The organism is Halobacteriovorax sp. RT-1-1 (assembly GCF_047085455.1).
Taxonomy (GTDB): Bacteria; Bdellovibrionota; Bacteriovoracia; order Bacteriovoracales; family Bacteriovoracaceae; genus Halobacteriovorax_A.
The window spans coordinates 176267-197317 of the sequence record NZ_JBKIXZ010000002.1; the positions used below are offsets into that span (position 1 = coordinate 176267).

Sequence of the window (21051 nt, forward strand, 5' to 3'; positions counted from 1 at the left end):
TTATTTTTTTACTCAAACTCCAATCTCTAAACAATGTTTTGAAGAGATTTTATTATCTAGCGAAATAGCAATATACCTTTGTGTTTGATTTATAGACTCATGTCCCATTATTCGCTGTATAACACTAATTGGTGTATCAATATTAAAATGATTTGTTGCAAAGTAAACTCTGAACATATGAGGCGTCAGGTATTCATTTATATCTTTAGCGCGCTTTTTTATGATCCTGCCTATGCTATCGGATGTAAGAGGTTTGTTTCGATTATTATTACTAATTGATTGAAAAAGTTCCTCCTCGATACCTAGCTTGTAATAAGCTATATATATTGAAGCTTGTTTCTTGAGCTTTTTACTTATAGAAATTGATCGCTTTCTTTGACCTTTACCTTCGATTAAAACATGATCTAGCTTAATATCTTTGACTTTTAGTTTTTTTAATTCCTCTCTTCTCATCCCTGTATTTAAGAAAAATAGAATAATGAGTTTATCTCTGTGATTTGTTTGTGAGTTATCAGGTATCGAATTCAGTAACTTGTTTATAACGCTAGAGTCAGGACATTGGGTTTTACATTGCCTTCTATCAATTTTACATGAGCGGACAAGGCATAAAGTGTTATTTTTTATTAGTTTAGTTTTCTCTAGAATATTGAAAAAGCTTTTAATTGGTGAAATATTTGCATTTATAGAGTTAGGCTTTTTTCCTGTTGCTAACATATAAGCGATATATTCCTCAAGTATATTGTGGTTTACTTGTGTAATATCGTTATACTCATTTAGACTGCACCATTTCAAAAAATATTTAATTCTTTGTTTGTAAGCTTTCTGTGTGTGCTTGGGTCTTCTTGTTAAAAATATATTTAAAGCTTGTATATATTCATATCTATCATTTCTGTGTATTTGTAGCGTCATGTTTCATACTATAAATTAAGTATCCTCACTACAATAGGCCATTGTAATTAATACTGAGATTTCTTTCGTGGTATACGCCCCAAGCTACGTTTAAATATATATTTCTGTAATTTTAAAATTCGCTTTTCAATACGATATGGTGTTGAGTTAATTCATCTATTTAATGTCGGATAATATCCATTATACGACGTTGAGGGCTGTCTTTCGGTATTGCGGGGGGGCAGTACTTCATTTTATATCCATGAATGTCCACACCATCATAAACACATTTTTATTGTGCGTGTTGTCTTTGTATTATCCGATTGAATGGCCGAAGTCTTTGTAATTATTCTTGAATTGAATTTTTCAATAATTACTGCTTTACCCCTACATATTATCCGAATTGTCATGACTACATAGAAATAAGAGTAACTCTTTTTTTGTAAGCGCTTACAACTAAAATTAACAAATTAAACAAAGGATAAAACTTGGAAAGAATCAACAAAGTAATTGAAAAATTTAAAAATGAACATTTGAGTGGTGAAGTTGTGATTCATTTTAGTGGCGGTAGTTTAATAAAGTTGAATAGCTCCATAAACGAAATCATTGCATTCGATCTAGAAAGAAAAATGAAGGACTTTAAAGACAATTTTGAATGGGCACATGATTATGAGTAATCGTTTTATTAACTTGATTGAACTTACTGAGCCGGGGAAGTACCCGGCTCCTCCTTGGCTTGTTCAAGGATTAATTAATCGGAAAGAGCTGATTTTAATGTCTGCGGCGGCTAAGGTAGGAAAGACTTTTTTCTGTCTTGTTTTGGCAATTGCACTAGCAAAAGCACAAAGATTCCTGAATCGGTTTAATACTCAAAAAGGCAAGGTGCTAGTTGTTCAGACAGAAGTCTCGGTTCCCATGCTTGCAAATCGTTTAAGAAGTCTTGTTGGTGATGAGGATGTTTCTGAATATGGTGAGTCGATTATTTTTTATAATGAAAGAATCAAAATAGATACAAATGAAGGTAAGAGTCTATTAACTAATATCTTAAGTGAGGTGAAACCAGACTTGTTAATTCTAGATCCTTTGTACACTCTTCACAATAAGAATGAAGACCTATCAAGTGATATGGCACCTTTACTGACTGATTTGAAGTCTATTGTTTCCTCTTTTGATATTGCTTGCGTCTTAATACATCACCAAGGGAAGCGAAGTGAAAAATCAAATGGTAGTCAACCGGGACATAAGCATAGAGGATCAAGCGCCCTTGCTGACGTACCTGATGCATCATGGAGCTTGGAAAAAACAAAAGAGAAGGACTTGTTAAAGCTTTCGTTTGAGATGAGGAATCACGAACCACTAGATACTTTAAAGATTAAAAGAGGAAAAAATATGACCCTTGAAGCGATCGACGAGTATGTCAGGGAGATTAATGATGTAACTAGTGATGACATTTCAAAGATAGTTGAAAGAGTCGGAGCTGTTACCTCAGGAGATCTTGTAGACTTGATAGTAGATAGTTATCCAATAAAAGAAAGAAAGGCACGTGATGAAATCAAGAATGCATTTGAGCTAGGAAAGGTCAAAAAGAAAAGTATAGGGAAGAATTCCTTTTATTACACAAGTGAAGAACAACTGCACAGCTGCGTAACCCTATAGGTGATACATACGTGCAAACGTAAATGGAGAAAGTTATGAATAAGAATATTAATGAAAATTATATAAAAGCAAAGCAAGCTTTTGAAAATTGGACAAATGGGGTAATTCCTAAATGTGAGCAAAGTGTAAGGAGGCAGATGCACTTCGAGGATGACCTAGAGAAGTTTGGACTTACACCATTAGATATTATGAATTTAAAGAAAGATGAGTTTGAGTTTAGACATATTCCTTTAAGTAATAAGAAGGAAGTAAGGAAGGCGAAAGAATTTATTAAAAAGTATGAGTACCTTAGAAAGTTGGCTCAAAGGAATACTCATTATTTTGCAAGTTATTTCAAAGGTGAAATGGTAGGTGTACAAGTTTTAAGTACTCCTAATATGTTTTCAAAAATACTTGGTGAAGATACGGCAAAGCTTGAGAAAGTTCTTAGTCGTGGCGCATGTAGCTCAATTGCACCACCTTTTCTTAATTCGTGGCAAATATCTAAGACTATAGACTGGATGTCAAAGAATTCTGAGTCGAGACTTTTCTATGGTTACAGTGATGTTTATGGTGCAGGTGAAAGAGGGATTATCTATAAGGCTTCTAACTTTATGTATCTTGGTGATAATTACGGCGGTAAGAAGGCATTGTTTGATCACTCTAATCCAGATAAGGGAATATTCTCTGATCGAGAGGCGAGGAAACTCGCTGCGTATAGGCGATATGCAAACGCCCTTGGTGTAAGTTGGGATATTTCGTGGAGTGAGTCTGGGCGGGTTAACTGGGAGAATATACCTGATAACGTTGAAATTGATCTTAGGTCATCTAGTCGTAATTATGTTGCTAGCTGTGAGAAGATTGTTACACCGCCAAAGCGTAAATGGTTATGTATTAAAGGTGCAGATAGGAGAGAGACAAAGTCACTACTTAAAAGGTTTTATGAGCTTAACCCTGCGTTTTCACCTTCATTAATCAATGGAATAGGTGGTTTACCTTATCCTAACGATCTAGTTGGAGCATAGGCATGAAGGGGGATTTCAGAGTGGCCTTCTCAAAGCCAAATACATGTGTAATAAGTAGCGATGCTGAAAGTATTGAAGAGCTAATGTCTGTAAATGATGTAGCAAGCTTTCTAAATGTATCTAAGGGATACGTGTATCAGTTATGTCAAAAGGGTCTTATTCCTAATTATAAACGCTTAGGAAAGCTCTATTTTTTAAGAAATGAATTAGTAAGGTGGGTTAGGTATGGAGAAGTTTGAAGTAGTAAATATCGAGACTTTCGGTGATCTTTGGCAGGTGTATATTACTAACCAACTATCTAGCTTACAGCCGCAAACACAACGGAACAGAATTGAGCTAGCAAAATTTTTTGATGGGATCACTGCGATCCCGTTAAAGGATTTTACAGCAGAATTAATGTCACAATATTTAACTTTCAAGAAACAGCGATGTGCTAAGAATAAGAACCACAAAAGAAAGTCTTTTGATAATGAGCTAAAGTTATTGAGAGCCGTGTTTAATTGGTATCGTGAGCACTTTGATTATCGCTTTGTTGTACCTATTACTAAGGCACATTGGAAGCTGAGTCGTATTACATCTGAGAAGAAGACGATTAACAAGATGACAGAGCATGAATTAATTAAATTCTTAAATGCAATTGATAGTGAGGTGTACCGTGATCTTGCTATCTTTCAATTCTTGCTGGCATTAAGAGTTCAAGAGGCTGCCGGAGTAAGATTTGAGAGTGTTGATCTTGATAAGGCAACTGTGCTGATTAAGGATGTAATTGTTTGGGGTAGAAATAAACGATTTGAAAGTCTTAAGGAAGTGCCGAAGAATGGTGAGATTCGTTGCTGCCACTTAAGTAATGAGTTGCTTGATATCGTAAAGAGACGTTTTCAGTACTTTGATAAAGAGCATGGGCTTATGTTTCATGATAGAGGGCACCCATTAAGCTATAGGGCGATTCAGTATCATTACAATAAGGCTCTAAAGAAAGTGGGCTTATATGGTAAGTTCTCGTCAACTCACTTCATTCGGCACTCTATGGCAACACTAACTAGGATACACTGTGGGAGTTTAGAAGTTGTTCAAGCTGTTACAGGCCATAAAGATCAAAAGCTTGTACAGCATTATGCTAAATTTGCACCTAGTGATCATCAAAAGATGGCCGTTAATTTATTATCTGAGAAACTTGGCGCTTTAAGTTCCCTGTAGTTATCAGAGGTAAGTAGTTGTAATTAATTGCAATAAAAATAGTTGATGATTTTCTTGTTGAGTACCGATAAGGGCTTTGAGGGGGAAGTATGAAACGAAATTTTATTGCATTAATTACATTACTGGGAATTATGAGCTGTGCAAGCGTTACAACAGAGGAAGGTAGCAAGGTTGTAGAAATACACCACACTAATCCATTAACTGCTATGTGTACTGTTGTTAAGGACGAAACGTATAATAGTAATGGGTGGTTTTCTGGTGAAGATAAATTTGTAAACCACTTTAAAAATCAAGCAGCAAAGCTGGGCGCAAACACAATTTTTAGTCCTCTTGAAAATAAAGGGCATAACGTATACAGAACGATTATGCTTGATTGCCCTAGAAGTGTTCATCTCGGTGACATTTCGTATATTAAGAAACAATGCCTAAAGCATGATAATCAAAATGCCTGTACGGCAGCGCAAACTTACTATCATACTAAAAGAAACATTCGTGAAGCTGCGGAAGTATCGAAGTATGCCTGTAATAAGCTGGGTGATGAATACCAATGTTCTTTAACTAGAGACTTTTATACGAAGTATGAGCAGTGCTATGAGCAGAATAGTGCAAAGTCATGTATGGATATCTCGATGAGAGCATATGAGTTAAAAATGATAGAGTTTGCTATTGGGTACGCTGTACAAGGCTGTCGAATTTCATCAAAGACTTGTAAAGTGGTTGAAATGCTAAGGGAGGTCAAAGAGTCTCAGGACAGGGATGCATACAGGCGCCAATTAGCCTCACAACAGCAAATACATATGATGAATCAGCAAAACCTTATGAATGAGCAACAACAGTTTTATCAGAATATGAATAGGGAATATAACAATAAGATTATGAAAGAGTTCCTGAAGAATGTTGGCGGTGGATACTAGCTATTTTTACGGCCTTGTTTGATAGGTAACTTAGTGGTAGATTTAGTGGATCAATAAAGCTGGATTCAAATTGGCACACCCGAATTTCATATGCGCCGTAGGTAGAAAATAAAAAAGCCAGACTAGGTCTGGCTTCTTTATAAAACTGGTACTCCCAAGGGGATTCGAACCCCTGTTACCGCCGTGAAAAGGCGGTGTCCTAGACCGGGCTAGACGATGGGAGCGCTAACTTAATTCCCGGATTTGGAAACCAAAAAACATTAAAATGGTGATCTCTCTGCGACTCGAACGCAGGACCCTCTCCTTAAAAGGGAGATGCTCTAACCAACTGAGCTAAGAGACCATCTGTGTTTTGGTGAGATTGAATATAAGTAATCTTGGTTCAGAAGTCAACAGGGAATTTAAAAAAAATAAAAAAAAAGTGTAATTTTTTTAAGAAGTTAATTTTATTTACCCTTAGTATTTTTTATCGCCCACCTTGTCATCAAAGGCCTTATGAGCTAATTTAGCCCACTATTACTAGTGTTTTAAGAGGTAGGCTTCAGTGACAACAGAAGTAGATTCAACAAATAATGAATTAGAAAATTTTGATGGAAAAAAAGTAGCGTTTCATACTTTGGGCTGTCGTTTAAATTTTTCTGAGACAGGAACAATTTCTCAAGGCTTTGTTGAGCGTGGGTATAAGGTTGTTGAGTTTGGTGAGCAAGCTGATGTTACTTTTATTAACACATGTACTGTAACAGATAGTGCAGATTCAACTTGTCGAAACTTAATTCGTAAGGCACACCGTTCTTCTCCAGATGGAAAGATTGTTGTGGCAGGCTGTTACGCTCAAATGGATGCGCCAAGAATTGCAAAGATGACTGGTGTTGATCTCGTTTTAGGAACAAGTGAAAAATATAAAGTCTTTGATTACTTAAACGAAGATGAAACAGATACAATCCACATCGATAAGTCCAAAGACTTCTTTGGTGCTGCAACTTCTAAAGAAGAAGGACACACTAGAGCTTTCTTAAAGATACAAGATGGATGTAATTACGTTTGTTCATTCTGTATTATTCCTTTTGCTCGAGGACGTTCAAAAGCGGTTTCAATTGCACAAGCAATGGAAGAGGCGAGAGCTGTTGTTGCTCAAGGTTTTAAAGAGATCGTTCTTACTGGTGTAAATATTGGTGAGTACGAAACTACTTCAGGTGAAAAACTTTTAGATCTATTAAAAGAGTTAAATGCTCTGGAGGGTTTAGAGAGAATTCGACTTGGTAGTGTTGAGCCGAATACGATTACAGATGAGCTTCTTGATTATATGCACGCTAATCCAAAGTTTCTTGATCACTTCCACGTACCTATGCAAAGTGGGAATGATGAAATTCTTTCGGGAATGAAGCGTAAGTATACTGTAGAAGAATATAAGACGATCATTAATAAAATTATCACGCGTTTTCCAAACGCTGGAATTGGAGCAGATGTAATCTGTGGTTTCCCTGGAGAAACTGATGAGCAATTCCAAGATACTTTTAACCTTTTAAAAGAGTTACCAATCACTCACTTCCATGTGTTTCCATATTCTAAAAGAAAGAATACAGTTGCTGCACGTATGGAAGACCATATTCAGCACCCAGTAAAAAAGAGTCGTGTAAAGACTCTTATGATGCTTGGAGATGCTAAGCTAAATATGTTCTCTGAAGACTATATCGGAGAGACATCTCAAGTTCTTTTTGAAAAGAAAGACAAACAAGGCCTATGGGAAGGTTACACTTCAAACTTTATTCGCGTTAAGGTTGCACATGATGGTGATTTAAAGAATCAAATCCATCAAGTTCGCTTAATTGAGTTTAAAGAGAATAAGGTTTTTGCTGAGTTATGCTAGATGCTGCGGCGCTCACGATCTTTTTGACAATTAATTAACAATTAAAAACGTTTTCCTAACACAACTTGAACACTCAGGTGGATGAATTTTTATATTCTAGTTTTGTCAGTAGGAAACAAGGTTGGCAAGCCTTAGAATTTTTTGTTCTGCTTTTAAAAAACTCCACTTGCCGATTTTAATTTCTCAAGTCCCTCTCTGAATCTGAAGAAGTGTCTTACTGGCGAAAATCTTTGTGCTACTGCGTACATCTCTCTCTCCCGCTGTAGCACAAGGGCTTTATAAATTATAAATCCATCGCGCTTATTAGAAGATGCGATTGAGCATATACCACACACAATCTATGAGTAGCTTTGAATTAGGCACTCGCCTCAATGATGGTTTTCTGCGACGGCCATCTCAAAAAAAACCGACACAAGATGGATATAGGCCCCGAGGTAACTCAGGGCCGAAGTTCTAACTTAAATTTAGAAGTATTCTTTTAGAAATTTGATTTCAGATCTTTCTGGACCAAAAGCAATGATCCCTACAGGGATTTGAATCGCTTCTTCGATAAGAGCAATATAGTCTTTAACTTCTTGTGATAGCTCACCTTTGAAGTCATCGTTAAAGCCGGGTACTTCTTTTAGGATTGGCTTAACCTTTGCAAGATCAATTCCCGGATAAGCACAATCGATCGTACGACCTTCGTACTCATATCCTGTACAAACTTTTAGAGGTCCCATCTCACTTAGAACATCTAATTTTGTTAAAGCGATAGAAGTTAGGTTAGAGCATTTAACAGAGTATTTTAGAAGAGGGAGGTCAAGCCATCCACATCTTCTCTTACGACCTGTTGTCGCTCCAAACTCGCCACCTTTAGTTTGAATATCATCTCCCATTTGATCAAAAAGCTCAGTAGGGAATGGGCCTTCTCCAACTCTTGTTGTGTAGGCTTTTGTAATTCCTAGTACTTCTTCGACTGTTCCACCAGGAAGTCCTGCTCCTGAGTAAATACCTGCATAAGCAGTAGAAGAAGATGTTACGAATGGGTATGAACCAAAGTCGATATCAAGTAGAACACCTTGTGCACCTTCAAAAAGAATTTTCTTTCCAGCGCGTTTTGCCTCATCAAGGAAGCTGAAAGTGTCACAAACAAATGGTTCAATTTCTTTTGCAAGAGTCATTAGTCTTTCAACTTCTTCCTCTACACTTGGAAATTCACATTCATATAATTTAGTGAATAATGTTTCTTTTTCTAAAAGGTTTGCTTTCAATTTCTCTGTAAGGACTTCTTTGTTAAAAAGATCTTTTACTTTGATACCCTTGCGTGAAATTTTATCTTCGTATGCAGGACCAATTCCTTTTCCTGTCGTTCCAATTTTGACAGGGCCCTTTGCTTCACGTTGACCGTCAAGAAGGCGGTTGTAGTAAGTGATAACAGAAGTGTTAGAAGATATCTTTAGTTTTTCAGGAGAAACAGTTAGACCAGAATTTTTTACATTTTCTATTTCTTTAGAAAATGCTTCTGGATCAAGTACAACACCGTGACCAATAACTGATACACAGTGATCGTGTAAAATACCTGAAGGGATTAGGTGAAGAACAACTTTTTTTGTTCCAACGATGATCGTATGACCTGCGTTGTTTCCTCCTTGGTAGCGAACAACAACATCGCATTTTAGTCCAAGTAGGTCAGTGATTTTTCCTTTACCTTCGTCTCCCCATTGAGAACCAATAATCGCAAGTGATTTCATAATTAAGCTTTAACCTCGTGTAGTAAATTATCGTTTAAAAAGAATTCTTTCAGTTGATTTACGGCCATCTCTCCAACTCTTAATTGAGCTTCATCAGTTGAAGCTCCTAGGTGTGGAGTTAGAACAAGATTAGGAATCTTACGAAGAGGTGAGTCTTCTTCAAGTGGCTCAGTTGCGAAAACATCAAAGCCTGCTGCTTTAAATTTCTTTTCCATAAGAGCAACAGCTAAGTCTTGCTCATTAACAATTCCACCACGAGATGCATTTACTAGAATTGCATGTGGTTTCATTTTATTAAATAGATCCTTGTTTACCATTCCTCTTGTTGCATCCATTAAAGGAGTGTGAAGTGTAATAATGTCACAAGTCTCAAAAATTTCTTCGACAGTATTTGCTTTAGTAACATAATCAAGATCACTCGATTCACAGAATGGATCAAAGAACTTAACTTGTGGCTCAAATCCTTGAAGACGTTTTGCAACGATCTTTCCAATTTGACCAAAACCAACGATACCAACTTTCTTATTTGCTAGTTCATTACCTGTGTACTTAGACTTGTCCCATCCGCCGTTTTTCATTGTTGCGTCTGCGGCAGCTGTATGTCTTAGAACTGTCATCATAAGTGCGATAGCATGTTCAGCTGCTGAGTTATTATTAGCGCCTGGAGTGTTTGAAACTTTAACTCCACGCTCACCACATTTAACTTTATCGATATTATCTGTTCCCGCACCTGCACGGATTACATATTTAAGATTTGGAGCAAGTTCAAGATATTCTTCTCCAATCGTAGTTGATGATCTAATAACAAGAGCACTTGCTTTTGGTAGTAGTTCTTTGATCTCGTCTTGAGATAATTTTGGTTTTGGGTGAACTTCTAATTCGCTGATAGCTTGTAGAGATGCAAAAACTTCTGCATCCATTCCATCACAAACGACGATAAATGGTTTCACTCAGGCCTCCATGGATTTTTTAAGTTTTTCTTGTATTGCGATTATAGAACGCAACTTGCTACATGTAACCCTTAATATTAGAAACTTTTTGTAAGTTGCTATTTAGTTTTTCGTTAACCATAATTATCATGATGCAAAAATTTAAAAAATTATTAGTATTACTTATATTCACGCAATTGTTTGTATCAGCATCTCTTGCTTCCTATATTCCTGAGGGCTACTTCGTTGGTCATGAGGATATGATTAGGAATTATCAGATAACTCAGGAATATTCTAAGGGTGATTTTGAGGCGTATATCATGGCCCAAAATCCTAGTGCTTCTGAGCAAGAAGCCACTCTCATTACTGATCGAGTCATTGAGGTCGCAGAGCTATTTGGGGTTGATGCAAAGCTATTTCTGGCATTGATCCGTATGGAGTCTAATTTTGTACGAGATGCTATTTCTCCAACAGGAGCAGTAGGGTTAACACAGTTTACATCCATTGGAGCGCAAGAAGTTTCCGATCAACTTGGTCAAAGAGGCCCTGATTACGCAAATCTACAAAATACACTTTATTTAAATAATACTCTTTCTGACGAAATTCCTGAATGGACACACTTGTGGCTTCGAGAGAGAACATGGGCAGAGCAGAAGCTCCTATTTTTACATGATCTTGATCTATCCCTAGTTTATGGCGCTATCCTTTTAAAGGTTTATTTGGCCAAGAATTACCAAGATGATCTCATGACAAATTATTATGAGGCGTTGGTTGATTACAATGGTGAGCCTGGAGAGAGAAAATTTTGGTATGCCCGCACAATCTTAAAGTTTTACGATGAAATCTAAACTTATTCGTGCTAAAAATTCTTTATGAAAAATATTCAAGTAATTAAAGCCGATATTACAACTTTAGATGTTGATGCCATTGTTAACGCAGCCAATAGTGAATTAAAAGCTGGTGGTGGAGTTGATGGTGCAATCCATGCAGCCTGTGGTCAGGAATTAGCTGATGAACTTAAGGAAGTGGGGGGTTGCCCTGTCGGAGAAGCAAGACTGACTAAGGCATATAATATCCCAGCTGAATTTATCATTCACGCCGTTGGCCCAAAATGGGAAGGTGGAGGAAATGGTGAATCTGATTTACTTGAGAAGTGCTATATCTACGCACTTTCACTTGCTCTAGAAAACGAATGTAAGTCTGTTGCCTTTCCATGTATCTCAACGGGAATCTTTGGCTATCCAAAAATTGAAGCTGCCATTACTGCAACTTCGGCCGTAAAAAGTTTTGATGCTATTGAAGAATTTGATGATGTAATCTTCTGCTGCTTCGACGATGAAAGCTACGAGATCTATAAAACAATTCTGTAGCCTCTACAAAAGAGTGATCTCTTAATAATACTTGAGTTTATTTACTCTTCTTCATTTTAGAATTTCTGTGAACGACTGATATGATACTTATCAAGAGGCACAATCATGAAGAAACGAAAAGTGTTCACTTATTTATTCCCACTATTGGCCATTGTTATTCTTGTGGCCTGTCTAGGTCGAGGCCACAATCTTAGAAAAATAAGAAGTGAGATGATTTCAGATCAATCTTTAAATGTAGGTACAAGGGCGCCGGCCAGTACATTTGTTGAAGGTGAGGAGGAAGTTGTTATTGGAAACTTCTTTGATATCACTCAAAAAAATTCTCTCGATGATACAGTCGGATTTATTCAAGAAGGGAATTGGTTTCAGGACACCCTAAAAGGATATCAGGGAAGTATAAGTCGCTACACCAATGATCCTGGCGCTAGGGCCATCTATGTCACAGATCTTTTGGGCGATTCGACCTATTGTATTTGGTACTACAGAGTGCCATCAATGAATGCTACAGATAATGCAATTATAGATATCTTTGATGGTGTTGAAGAAATTGGATTGGCCAACTTTAGTCTAAGACTTCAAAGTAGTGAAAAGGGACTTTATCCATTGGGTGAGTTCTCGTTTACTTCAGGACAGGAGAGTCGTGTGATTCTTTCAAAAGGTGCTGAGGATCCACTACTTCTAAGGGCCGATGAAGTAGTTTTCAAAAAGCTTGGTGATTATGAAGACTGTCAGGGAATAATTTATAAAGACCTCGATGAGAGTGCAACGATAATGGCCAAGGCTGTTGATCAGAAAACTTTTAAAGGAACAGATGGCTACCGTGAATACGGCGATTGGGTAAATAGTATGCTTAAAGGTGCTGATGGAAATATTGTTCGAATGAGTGAAGATGAATATGCTTATTCAACTTATAACTTCATGCCTAGTAGAACAAATTATTGCTTACAAGTTTATCGACCTACGATTGTAGGGGCCCTATCAAATGTTAAAGTGAGTATCTTTCAAGAAGATGTGGAAATCTTTTCGACTTTTGTTAGTTATAATATGCAAAGTAGCAAGAGTGGTTGGGTAAACCTAGGAAAGCACGAGGTTGAGGCAGATAAAGTTGTTACGGTAATTTTTGAAAGAGACCCTCTCGACATCGGCTTATTACTAAGTGATGCCGTGAGGTTTATTCAATTATCTAAAGATCAAAGTTGTGATTAAACAAGTAAGTGGTAAGTAATAAAAGCACCACCATAAGCAAGAACTGTCATATACCCAAACATTAGGAAGACATGTCCCCAACCATCTGTTTCTCTTCGAACAATCCCAAGTGTTGAGATACATTGCATTGCAAAGGCAAAGAAGATTAGAAGAGACCAGGCCACGGCCGTATTAAATACTGGCTTATTTGTTTCTGGGTCAATCTCAGCTCTTAGTCTTTCTCTTAGAGTTGTTGATTCTTCATCGACATCACCTAGAGCATAAATTGTTCCAAGTGTTGATACGAATAGCTCACGTGCACCCATGGCAACAGTGATTCCAACTCCCATCTTCCAGTTGTATCCAAGTGGCTTAATAACTGGTTCAATTAATTTTCCAAATTGGCCAATAGTTGAGTACTCTAGAGAAATTGCAGCGGACTCTGCCTCTGACTTTCCAATAAGCAGCTCTTCAGCTGGTTTTGGGAAAGTCGAAAGAAACCAAATTACCATTGAAAGACCTAAGATGATTGTTCCGGCCTTCTTTAAAAATACTCTTCCTTTGAAGATCATCGCCTTAAAAGCGGGCTTAAGAGTAGGCATCTGATAAAGAGGTAATTCAATAATAAATGAAGTCGTACTTCCCTTATAAAGAGTTAGCCTAAAGATTTTTGCAATAATAAGTGCAACAATACTTCCTAGGAAATAAAGGAAGAAAAATGCTAGGGCTTGAGAATTGAAAATTCCAAATACAGTTTTTTCAGGAACAAAAGTTCCAATAAGAAGAATATAAACTGGCAGTCTTGCCGAGCATGTAATGAGTGGAATCGTCATTAATGTTGCAAGTCTTTCTTTTTTATCTGAAATCGTTCTTGTTGCCATAATCGCTGGAACAGAACAAGCAAACCCCGAAAGATATGGTAGGAACGCTTTTCCATTTAAGCCAAAATATGACATGGCCTTATCTGTAATGATTGAAGCACGTGAAATATATCCACTTTGCTCAAGAAGGCTTAAAAGGAAGAAGAGAATCATAATTTGTGGAAGGAAGATTACAACTCCACCAACACCTGCAATGATTCCGTCAACAATAAAACTATTTAGCATGCCTTGCGGAAGCATAGCTGCAACGTATTCTCCGAATGCACCAACACCACCATCAATGAGATCCATTGCCGGACCTGCCCAAGTATAAATTGAATGGAAGATTAAGTAGAAAATTGCCAAGAAGATAACACCACCTAAGAAAGGGTGAAGAACAAAGTGGTCAATTTTATTTGAAAGTTGAATCAGGCTCTTATTTTTTCCAATCGCATATGATGCTTTTAGGTCTCTTGCTTTTCTTTGATACTTTTCAATTTGAGAAAGAGCAGAAACTTCATTTTGAAGCTCAACAAATTGATCTTCTTCAAAGCTCACATTAAATGGATTGTATTCCGTTGATTCATTTGAAAGTTTTATTTTATTAGTTGGAAGGAGAATTTCACTTGAAGAGTTTTCTCTTAAGAAGTTTTCAAGTGTTGCTCCACTGTCTCTCATTGTAGAGAACTTAATATAAGGAACACCAATGTGTTCGCCAATTTTATCAAAATCGTAATTCTTTGTTACATCAAGATCATACTTATTGAAGATGATTTTAATCTTGCCTCCAAAGAGTTCTTTAACAGCAAGTGCAAGAGATAGAGAAGAGTCCAGGCGAGCACAATCAACAACACAAACAATATCGTGAAATTCTGTAACCTGATTATTTCTTCCGATTAAAGTGGAAACTGTTACTGCTTCATCAATTGAAGATGGAACAAGTGAATAAATCCCAGGAAGGTCAACTACTGCTAACTTTTCTTCATGACGAGCATTAGAAATAAGACCCGCTGTGGCCGTATCAACAGTAATTCCATTGTAGTTTGCAACCTTACGATTCGCTCCAGAAAGGATATTGAAAATCGCCGACTTCCCTGAGTTTGCAGGGCCAATAAGTAAAATTTTTCTCATTAATTTAATTCCTCAACATTGATGAGACTAGCTTCGCTTAAACGAAGGGCAACTGTTTCACCATCTGTTAATCTAAGAGTAAGAGGAGAGCCTAAGAATGAAGGAGCGACAACTTGAATAGCATCACCTGGAAGAATCCCAAGTCCTGTCATAATTGTCTTATGTTTAAGTCCTTTATCAAATGATAGGATCTTAACATTTACGCCTTTTTTAACCTTCGATAAAACCATATTTAACTCCATTCGTCTCAATGGGCTTACTATAGTTTTATTAGTCAAACTTGTCTAGGAACACTTTACTGATATGAACCATGTTTACACAGTGAGTTAGTCGCGATAGAAGGCGTCGGTAAAGTGTGCAATGAGTGAATCGAGAACGTGCTCACCAAGAGTAAGCTGTCGATACTTCACTCCAGTGAGGTCGAAGATGCGACGAGAGATACGATTTGACTCAGTACCTGAATGTTTATCTTGTAAGTATACGATTTCTTTAATCTTTGAAGAAGCAAGAAGCTTGGCACACTCATGACAAGGAAATAGTGTCACGTAACATCTAGCGCCATATAATTTGTGATTTGAGTGAAGAATTGCATTGGCCTCGGCGTGAACAACGTATCCATACTTTTGTTGCTCGAGAGGGAGAGTTCTCTCTTTTCCCCAAGGAAGTTTTGTTTCATCAATTCCCGCAACAAAGCCGTTGTAACCAAAAGTTATTTGATGGTTATTATCATCAACAAAAACACATCCTACTTTTGTGGCCGGATCCTTACTCTTGAAACTTGCCATAATAGCCTGAAGCATAAAGTATTCGTCCCAATTTACGGCACTCTTTGTATTGATGTGATTAATCGACTTTTCCAACTCTGTTTTCATGGCAGCAAGATTAGTTAATTATCCTTCACTTGGCAACTACTGGAAGCTTGTTAAGTCAGATAGGGTGGTGCAAAATATTGGAATGACAAGAGAACACAGGAAGAATTTTTTACTATCCTCTATTAAGATGGCCGTTGCAACTTTATCAAGTCGTGTATTGGGTTTTGCTAGAGAAATTTTAATGGCCAAACTTTTTGGTGCTTCGGGGCTTACTGATGCCTATCAAATTGCTTTTCGTATTCCGAATATGTTGCGTGACTTATTTGCAGAAGGTTCTTTCTCATCTGCCTTTGTCCCAATATTTACTTCGGCCAAAAAAGATGGCGATGAACACGCTCGCAAGCTTCTATGGTCAATGGCCATTGTCTTACTAGCTATCACTTCGATTGTTTGTTTACTGATTTTTATCTTTGCTCCACAAATCATTCAAGTATTAACAAATGAGCTTTTTACTTCTGATGTAAATCGATTTGAATTATCTGTATTGTTAACAAGAATGATGTCACCTTTCTTAGCATTCGTTTCTGTGGCCGCACTTTTTATGGGAGTTCTTAACACTTATAAAATGTTCTTTGCTCCTGCGATGGCACCAGCTGTTTTTAATATCATTATGATCATTGCGATGGTGACATTACCAAAGTACTTAGAAGCAAAGAATCTTCATCCGATTATTTCTTTAGGAATAGGGGTTCTTGTTGGTGGATTTTTTCAGATGCTTATTCAAGTACCGATGCTATTTTCAAAAGGACTTGTAAAGGTTGATGGTATTGATCTTTTTTCAAGTGATGTAAAAGAAATTTTAAAACGAATGAGTATTGGAACAATAGGTGTTGCTGCAACTCAGATCAATCTTTTGGTTTCAACTTTCTTAGCTACAGGTACAGTTGTTGGAGCTGTTTCTTGGCTACAATATGCTTTTCGATTATTTCAATTCCCTGTAGGAATTTTAGGTGTTTCGATTGGAAATTCCAATCTCGTTTACTTCTCTGAACTTTGGAGGGGAGGCAAGGAAGAAGAAGCAAAGGCAGCACTTCAAACAAGTTATATAACAAGTCTTTTTGTTCTTATGCCAGCAATGGCCTTAATGTTTGCACTTGCCCAAGACTGCGTTGCAATTTCTTTTCAGCGTGGAGCCTTCGGTCTTGATGATACTAAGATGGTAACAGAAGCACTTTATGCTTATTTATTTGGACTTCCATTTTATGGACTCTATAAGGTGTTTTCTCCGAGTTTTTACACATTAGATAAACCAAAGATTCCTGTAATTATCTCTTCGATTGCTGTCGGAATTAATATTGTCTTCTGTTTTTCACTTGTTGGTACATACGGTTTTAAAATTCTTGCTATGGGGACATCTGTATCGATGATTTTTATCATCCTTATTCAGTCGATTCTATTATTTAAATTACTAGATCTAAGGCTTAATTTCTTCTTCCCGCTAAGATTTTTTAAAATTGGTTTAAGCTCACTATTGGCCTTTTATGCTACACAATATGTACGTGGCCACTTCCCAAATAATATTTTTTCGACTCTTGATAATCTCGCGGCCTTCGTTACTGCAGCGTGTGCAGGTGCTATTGCTTATGTTATTGTGCTGAGTGTCTTAGGGGATTATGTTTTAATTCAGCGCTTCTTAAATAAGATAATCCGCCGAAATTAGAATGGAAGTAATCATAAATTCTCTTGCTTGATGAGAGGCAAGTCGTTAAACTTAAAGAGATTACACATTTGGAGCAGTAAATGAGAACTAGTTTTGAAACACTCGAAAATTTAGCGAGTCATACAATTAATACACTTAAGGAAAAGGGTGTTATTGAATTCGATATTGCAAATCGTGAGAAGCTTATTGAATCAATGGCCACTGAATTTGGTGTATGTCTAGCAACTGATGAAGATATTCGCGATCAGGCTATCGAAGAAGTTGAAGAGAAGATGGGTGTAGATAATATGCCTGAAGACGTAACAGAGTCTGAAATGTTCAACCATGCTCGTAAAGAAATTATTAAGTCATTTAGTGGTGAAAATATTGGTGGTCTTTACTTAGTAGAGTCACTACATAATATTGCAAATCGTATGACTGCATTTTTAATTGATTGTGAATTCATTGATGATGTTTTTGGAACTGATGAAGAAATTCACAACTTCCTAGTACAGAATATTAGAACATTTAAGACTAGATAATAAAAAAGCTCCTTAAGGAGCTTTTTTTATTTCTTTTTAATATTGTGTAGCGACTGTTCGAAAAACGGACCTTCAAGCAAACCATTTAGAACCGAACTCTCACTTTCTAAAATGACAATACCATCATCAGTTTTTAGTAGAGCAGCATCGTAGTAGACACGAAGCTCATGTCCCTTTGTGGCCGTTCCTTCAACTCTTAGAGTTTCTATTCCTTGCTCATATAATTTCTCGAAAGATTTAGGCTCGTGGATAATTGTTGTATCTTTATCAAAGACGAGTTCATTATTAATAGCGAGCTCTTCAAATGCCGATTGTAAATCTGAATAGTTTTTATTAGTGAAGCTAAAGCGCGATTGCCACTCGTAGCGAGTATCAGTTCTTTCAAATATTTTTAATTCAGATTCATCTGTCGTTAGAGTCCACCAAGGGGGAATTGGAATTTCAAGCCCGTGAAAAGGGAAGCTGATAGCATTCTTTAAGGCGACTTTTTTTTCACCTTTAATAACAAATGCTGCATAAGTAGCAAAAATTAAAATGCAAATGAGGATGATCCACCAAAAAATATTACTCATAATCCGCAATTTATCCCTAATTTTTGGCTTCGTAAACGTAATATTAATCAGTTAAATCAATACTTTATAGAAAAAGTCGATAGTTTACTCAAGTTTCATTCATAAAGTGTCGTTAAGTAGTTGAGGATTGTTAAAGTTTTTATGGAGAAAACTATGAAGTTAAGACTTATTGGCACGAAAAGCATCTTATTGGCGATGATGATGCTAAATACATATGCTGAGATCGACATCAGTGATTGTATCTATTTAAGAGACAATGGCTATGAAGATGATGCTCAGGCATGTGTGACAAGAGCATCTCGTGGAAGCTCTGGAAGTAATGACTTCTGTGTCGATTGTTTACCTAAACTTCCTGAAAGAAATGAGTGGGCCGAAGTTGCAAAAGTTGCAATTCCTTCACTTGCAGCAATGGGGAGTGTTTTTTTCGCCACTAAACACCAAGCTGATTCTCAAGAGTCATGGGCAAATGCTTATGAAAATGGAATTAAATCATGCCACGGTCAAATCGATGGCTATTTAGATTATAACCTTGAAAGGGGTGCAAACCCAATTCTTCCAAAAGAGCAAACTTCAATGCTTAATTCTTGTAACGGTTATGGCTACGGTATGTACGCTGGTGGACTTGGTCTTACTGGTGGAACTTTTGGTGGAGTTGGTAACGGTTGGCTAGGTCAAGGTTACACTTCAGGATTCCTAGGTGGAATGGGTGGACCAAACTTTGGTGGAAATATCTATGGCAATGCCGGTTGGGGCATGGGTAACGGCATGGGTAATGGAATGGGGATGGGCAATGGCTTTGGTGGAAACTACCAAGCGAATGTTTATATGAACCCATTAGGTTCTCTTGCAGGTTCGGCACTTGCTGGACTTCTAACAGGTGGTAATGCTGGATTTGGTGTAAATATCAACGGCGGAATGGGCATGGGTGGACACCCAGGAATGTACCCAGGAAATATCTATGGTGGAATGTACCCTGGATTCGGAATGAACACGGGATTCGGAATGGGCATGGGTCAATACCCATATGGAACAGGTTTTGGAACTGGCTTTGGTGCTAATTTTGGCATGGGAATGGGCAATGGTTTTGGAATGGGGAATGGTTTCGGAATGGGCAACGGTTTCGGACTTAATACTGGTTTAAATTTTGGACTAAATATTGGTAACACTGGTGCGTTCCCAGGAATGAATACTGGCGCAGGTTGGGGGATGTACCCTGGATCTGGCTGGGGAATGTATCCTGGAACAGGTATTAATGCTGGTTTCAACCTTGGTTGGGGTGTTAATGGCGTAGGTAATGGTAACTGGGGTAATGGTGGAGTTTATCCAACATATCCAGGTCCTGGAAACGGTGGAGTTATCTCTGGCGGTTGGGGCGTCAATGGCGGTGGAAACGGCAATTGGGGTGTTAACGGCGGTTGGGCCAATGGCGGCGGAAACCCTGCATGTATGTGTATTTCAGCACCATGTGCTTGTGGAAATACTTTTCCTGGTGGAAATGGAAATATTAATGGCGGATGGGGAGTCAACGGAGGTTGGGGAACTGGCGCTAATAATGGTTGGGGTGTTAACGGAAACGCTGGTTGGGGAGTCAACGGTGGAAACGGTTGGGGCCTAAATGGTAATGCTAACGGAGGTTGGGGTGCCAACGGAAACTGGGGAGCAAATGGAAACTATAATAATGGTTATCAAGCACAACAGTTCCAGAGCTACATCAACGGACTTCAAGGACAAGCTGTTGCTCAAGGTAATTATCAAAACCAAGCGAACGTAATGTATGCTAACCAAGCTCTGTATCAGAACTTACAAAATGCTCAACAAAATATTTATGCAAATTCATATAATGGTTATTACAACTCTGGTACTAACTTTGGATCAATGGCCGGAGGGGCCCTTAATGGTCAATTTAGTGTCGGAATTGGTGGAAGTGCGGGAATGAATTGGAATTAAAAAATAATTTCAAGAGAGATGAGAGATAAAAAGAAAGCCTCCTGTATGGGAGGCTTTTTTATAAAAAAAAATAGCGCCAGTGGCGAACCGAGAAACCTAAAGGTTTCTCTCTCGAATACTATGTGCACCGAATAGGGGCGCACAAATAAAAAAAGAGGCTATCAGCCTCTTTGTATTGCGTTTGTTGCGAACCGAAAGACCTAAAGGTCTTTCTCTCGTGTACGTCTTCATTCCAAATGAAGGACGCACAAATAAAAAAAGAGGCTATCAGCCTCTTTTGTTATTTGTTATGCATAAGTATTTTAATTGAACCTCTGAAGAGGACTTCGATTTTATTAGCATCGAGACTCTTTTCAACAAGCCCTGGCCCAAAAGTTGGGTGAGCAAGTATGTCACCAACTTCAAATTTGTGACGAATATTATATGCAATAGGTTCACCTTCTAATTTTTGAAGCGCGTTTTCCCAAACATTAATAATTTTATCTTCAGTTGAAATTCTTTTTTTCGCAGGAGCTTTGCGACGAGTAGCACTTGGAGATGCTACCTTTTTTGGCTTGTATGCATGAGTTGCTTTACAAGTATTACACAGAACTTTGTATGGAGTATCTGCGTCTTTCATTGCTACAATTAAATGAGCAAGATCTAACTTACATTTGCTACAATATGTTACAATTTCCTTACCAACACCTAGTTTTGACATATTCTCTCTTCCTTTTGCTTAATTAGGTCAATTTAATGGCGAATA

Annotated in this window: 21 protein-coding genes and 2 tRNA genes; 13 read left to right on the plus strand and 10 right to left on the minus strand. The window is 37.6% G+C overall.

Going from position 1 to position 21051, the window contains the following annotated elements:
- Nucleotides 1–12: 12 nt before the first annotated feature.
- Complete coding sequence (locus ACMAWV_RS11125) at nucleotides 13–909, minus strand: tyrosine-type recombinase/integrase (RefSeq protein WP_412470364.1); 897 nt, start codon at nucleotides 907–909, stop codon at nucleotides 13–15.
- A gap of 467 nt (nucleotides 910–1376) precedes the next feature.
- On the opposite strand from ACMAWV_RS11125, the gene ACMAWV_RS11130 reads away from it, so the two are divergent.
- From ACMAWV_RS11130 to ACMAWV_RS11155, 6 genes are all read left to right on the plus strand, one after another.
- Nucleotides 1377–1565: a hypothetical protein gene (locus tag ACMAWV_RS11130; protein ID WP_412470363.1), complete on the plus strand. Its 189-nt coding sequence runs from the start codon at nucleotides 1377–1379 to the stop codon at nucleotides 1563–1565.
- Nucleotides 1558–2544 (plus strand): AAA family ATPase, encoded by a 987-nt coding sequence (locus ACMAWV_RS11135; RefSeq protein WP_412470362.1) that lies wholly within the window; start codon nucleotides 1558–1560, stop codon nucleotides 2542–2544. Before ACMAWV_RS11130 ends, ACMAWV_RS11135 begins: the two co-directional genes overlap by 8 nt.
- Nucleotides 2545–2579: 35 nt before the next feature.
- Nucleotides 2580–3548 (plus strand): hypothetical protein, encoded by a 969-nt coding sequence (locus ACMAWV_RS11140; RefSeq protein WP_412470361.1) that lies wholly within the window; start codon nucleotides 2580–2582, stop codon nucleotides 3546–3548.
- 20 nt (nucleotides 3549–3568) lie between these two features.
- Nucleotides 3569–3787 (plus strand): helix-turn-helix domain-containing protein, encoded by a 219-nt coding sequence (locus tag ACMAWV_RS11145; RefSeq protein WP_412470360.1) that lies wholly within the window; start codon nucleotides 3569–3571, stop codon nucleotides 3785–3787.
- Entirely contained in the window at nucleotides 3774–4745 is a 972-nt protein-coding gene (locus ACMAWV_RS11150; RefSeq protein ID WP_412470359.1) for a tyrosine-type recombinase/integrase, read from the plus strand. The genes ACMAWV_RS11145 and ACMAWV_RS11150 overlap by 14 nt, the downstream gene beginning before the upstream one ends.
- An 89-nt stretch (nucleotides 4746–4834) precedes the next feature.
- The gene (locus ACMAWV_RS11155; RefSeq protein ID WP_412470358.1) at nucleotides 4835–5659 is read left to right on the plus strand and encodes a hypothetical protein; all 825 of its coding nucleotides are present in this window, start codon (nucleotides 4835–4837) and stop codon (nucleotides 5657–5659) included.
- A 146-nt stretch (nucleotides 5660–5805) separates the two neighbouring features.
- Here the strand turns inward: ACMAWV_RS11155 and ACMAWV_RS11160 are convergent.
- Nucleotides 5806–5883: transfer RNA gene (locus ACMAWV_RS11160), tRNA-Glu, on the minus strand.
- Nucleotides 5884–5925: 42 nt separating this feature from the next.
- Nucleotides 5926–6002, minus strand: a tRNA-Lys gene (locus ACMAWV_RS11165).
- Nucleotides 6003–6203: 201 nt separating this feature from the next.
- Between ACMAWV_RS11165 and mtaB the strand changes: the two genes are divergently transcribed.
- The gene (gene mtaB / locus ACMAWV_RS11170) at nucleotides 6204–7526 is read left to right on the plus strand and encodes a tRNA (N(6)-L-threonylcarbamoyladenosine(37)-C(2))-methylthiotransferase MtaB (RefSeq protein WP_412470357.1); all 1323 of its coding nucleotides are present in this window, start codon (nucleotides 6204–6206) and stop codon (nucleotides 7524–7526) included.
- Between the two features lie 464 nt (nucleotides 7527–7990).
- Here mtaB and ACMAWV_RS11175 read toward each other — a convergent pair whose 3' ends face one another.
- Both ACMAWV_RS11175 and ACMAWV_RS11180 read right to left on the minus strand, forming a co-directional pair.
- Nucleotides 7991–9259 carry an adenylosuccinate synthase gene (locus tag ACMAWV_RS11175; RefSeq protein ID WP_103217758.1) on the minus strand — a complete coding sequence of 423 codons (1269 nt, stop codon included), beginning with the start codon at nucleotides 9257–9259 and terminating at the stop codon, nucleotides 7991–7993.
- 2 nt (nucleotides 9260–9261) lie between these two features.
- Entirely contained in the window at nucleotides 9262–10209 is a 948-nt protein-coding gene (locus ACMAWV_RS11180) for a hydroxyacid dehydrogenase (RefSeq protein ID WP_103217759.1), read from the minus strand.
- A gap of 176 nt (nucleotides 10210–10385) precedes the next feature.
- Between ACMAWV_RS11180 and ACMAWV_RS11185 the strand changes: the two genes are divergently transcribed.
- The 3 genes from ACMAWV_RS11185 (at nucleotide 10386) to ACMAWV_RS11195 (ending at nucleotide 12764) form a co-directional block, all read left to right on the plus strand.
- Nucleotides 10386–11036, plus strand: coding sequence for a transglycosylase SLT domain-containing protein (locus ACMAWV_RS11185; RefSeq protein ID WP_412463430.1), 651 nt, complete (start codon nucleotides 10386–10388; stop codon nucleotides 11034–11036).
- Nucleotides 11037–11060: 24 nt separating this feature from the next.
- A complete protein-coding gene (locus tag ACMAWV_RS11190; RefSeq protein WP_103217761.1) occupies nucleotides 11061–11558 on the plus strand; it encodes a macro domain-containing protein in 498 nt (165 codons plus the stop codon).
- Nucleotides 11559–11663: 105 nt separating this feature from the next.
- On the plus strand, nucleotides 11664–12764 hold the full coding sequence (locus tag ACMAWV_RS11195) for a hypothetical protein (protein ID WP_412470355.1): 1101 nt from the start codon (nucleotides 11664–11666) through the stop codon (nucleotides 12762–12764).
- On the opposite strand, the gene feoB is transcribed toward ACMAWV_RS11195, so the two are convergent.
- From feoB to ACMAWV_RS11210, 3 genes are all read right to left on the minus strand, one after another.
- A complete protein-coding gene (gene feoB / locus ACMAWV_RS11200) occupies nucleotides 12761–14734 on the minus strand; it encodes a ferrous iron transport protein B (protein ID WP_412463429.1) in 1974 nt (657 codons plus the stop codon). The genes ACMAWV_RS11195 and feoB overlap by 4 nt on opposite strands.
- Entirely contained in the window at nucleotides 14734–14964 is a 231-nt protein-coding gene (locus ACMAWV_RS11205; RefSeq protein ID WP_392993444.1) for a FeoA family protein, read from the minus strand. The genes feoB and ACMAWV_RS11205 overlap by 1 nt, the downstream gene beginning before the upstream one ends.
- A 96-nt stretch (nucleotides 14965–15060) precedes the next feature.
- On the minus strand, nucleotides 15061–15606 hold the full coding sequence (locus ACMAWV_RS11210; RefSeq protein WP_103217765.1) for a deoxycytidylate deaminase: 546 nt from the start codon (nucleotides 15604–15606) through the stop codon (nucleotides 15061–15063).
- On the opposite strand from ACMAWV_RS11210, the gene murJ reads away from it, so the two are divergent.
- Both murJ and ACMAWV_RS11220 read left to right on the plus strand, forming a co-directional pair.
- Nucleotides 15605–17266 carry a murein biosynthesis integral membrane protein MurJ gene (gene murJ / locus ACMAWV_RS11215; protein ID WP_412470354.1) on the plus strand — a complete coding sequence of 554 codons (1662 nt, stop codon included), beginning with the start codon at nucleotides 15605–15607 and terminating at the stop codon, nucleotides 17264–17266. The genes ACMAWV_RS11210 and murJ overlap by 2 nt on opposite strands.
- Nucleotides 17267–17346: 80 nt before the next feature.
- Nucleotides 17347–17787 carry a DUF507 family protein gene (locus ACMAWV_RS11220; protein WP_103217767.1) on the plus strand — a complete coding sequence of 147 codons (441 nt, stop codon included), beginning with the start codon at nucleotides 17347–17349 and terminating at the stop codon, nucleotides 17785–17787.
- 26 nt (nucleotides 17788–17813) lie between these two features.
- On the opposite strand, the gene ACMAWV_RS11225 is transcribed toward ACMAWV_RS11220, so the two are convergent.
- On the minus strand, nucleotides 17814–18359 hold the full coding sequence (locus tag ACMAWV_RS11225; RefSeq protein ID WP_103217768.1) for a hypothetical protein: 546 nt from the start codon (nucleotides 18357–18359) through the stop codon (nucleotides 17814–17816).
- 153 nt (nucleotides 18360–18512) lie between these two features.
- Here ACMAWV_RS11225 and ACMAWV_RS11230 point away from each other — a divergent pair, with 153 nt between their 5' ends.
- On the plus strand, nucleotides 18513–20306 hold the full coding sequence (locus ACMAWV_RS11230; RefSeq protein ID WP_412470353.1) for a hypothetical protein: 1794 nt from the start codon (nucleotides 18513–18515) through the stop codon (nucleotides 20304–20306).
- A gap of 280 nt (nucleotides 20307–20586) precedes the next feature.
- Here ACMAWV_RS11230 and ACMAWV_RS11235 read toward each other — a convergent pair whose 3' ends face one another.
- Nucleotides 20587–21006 carry a hypothetical protein gene (locus tag ACMAWV_RS11235; RefSeq protein WP_103217770.1) on the minus strand — a complete coding sequence of 140 codons (420 nt, stop codon included), beginning with the start codon at nucleotides 21004–21006 and terminating at the stop codon, nucleotides 20587–20589.
- Between the last annotated feature and the right edge of the window lie 45 nt (nucleotides 21007–21051).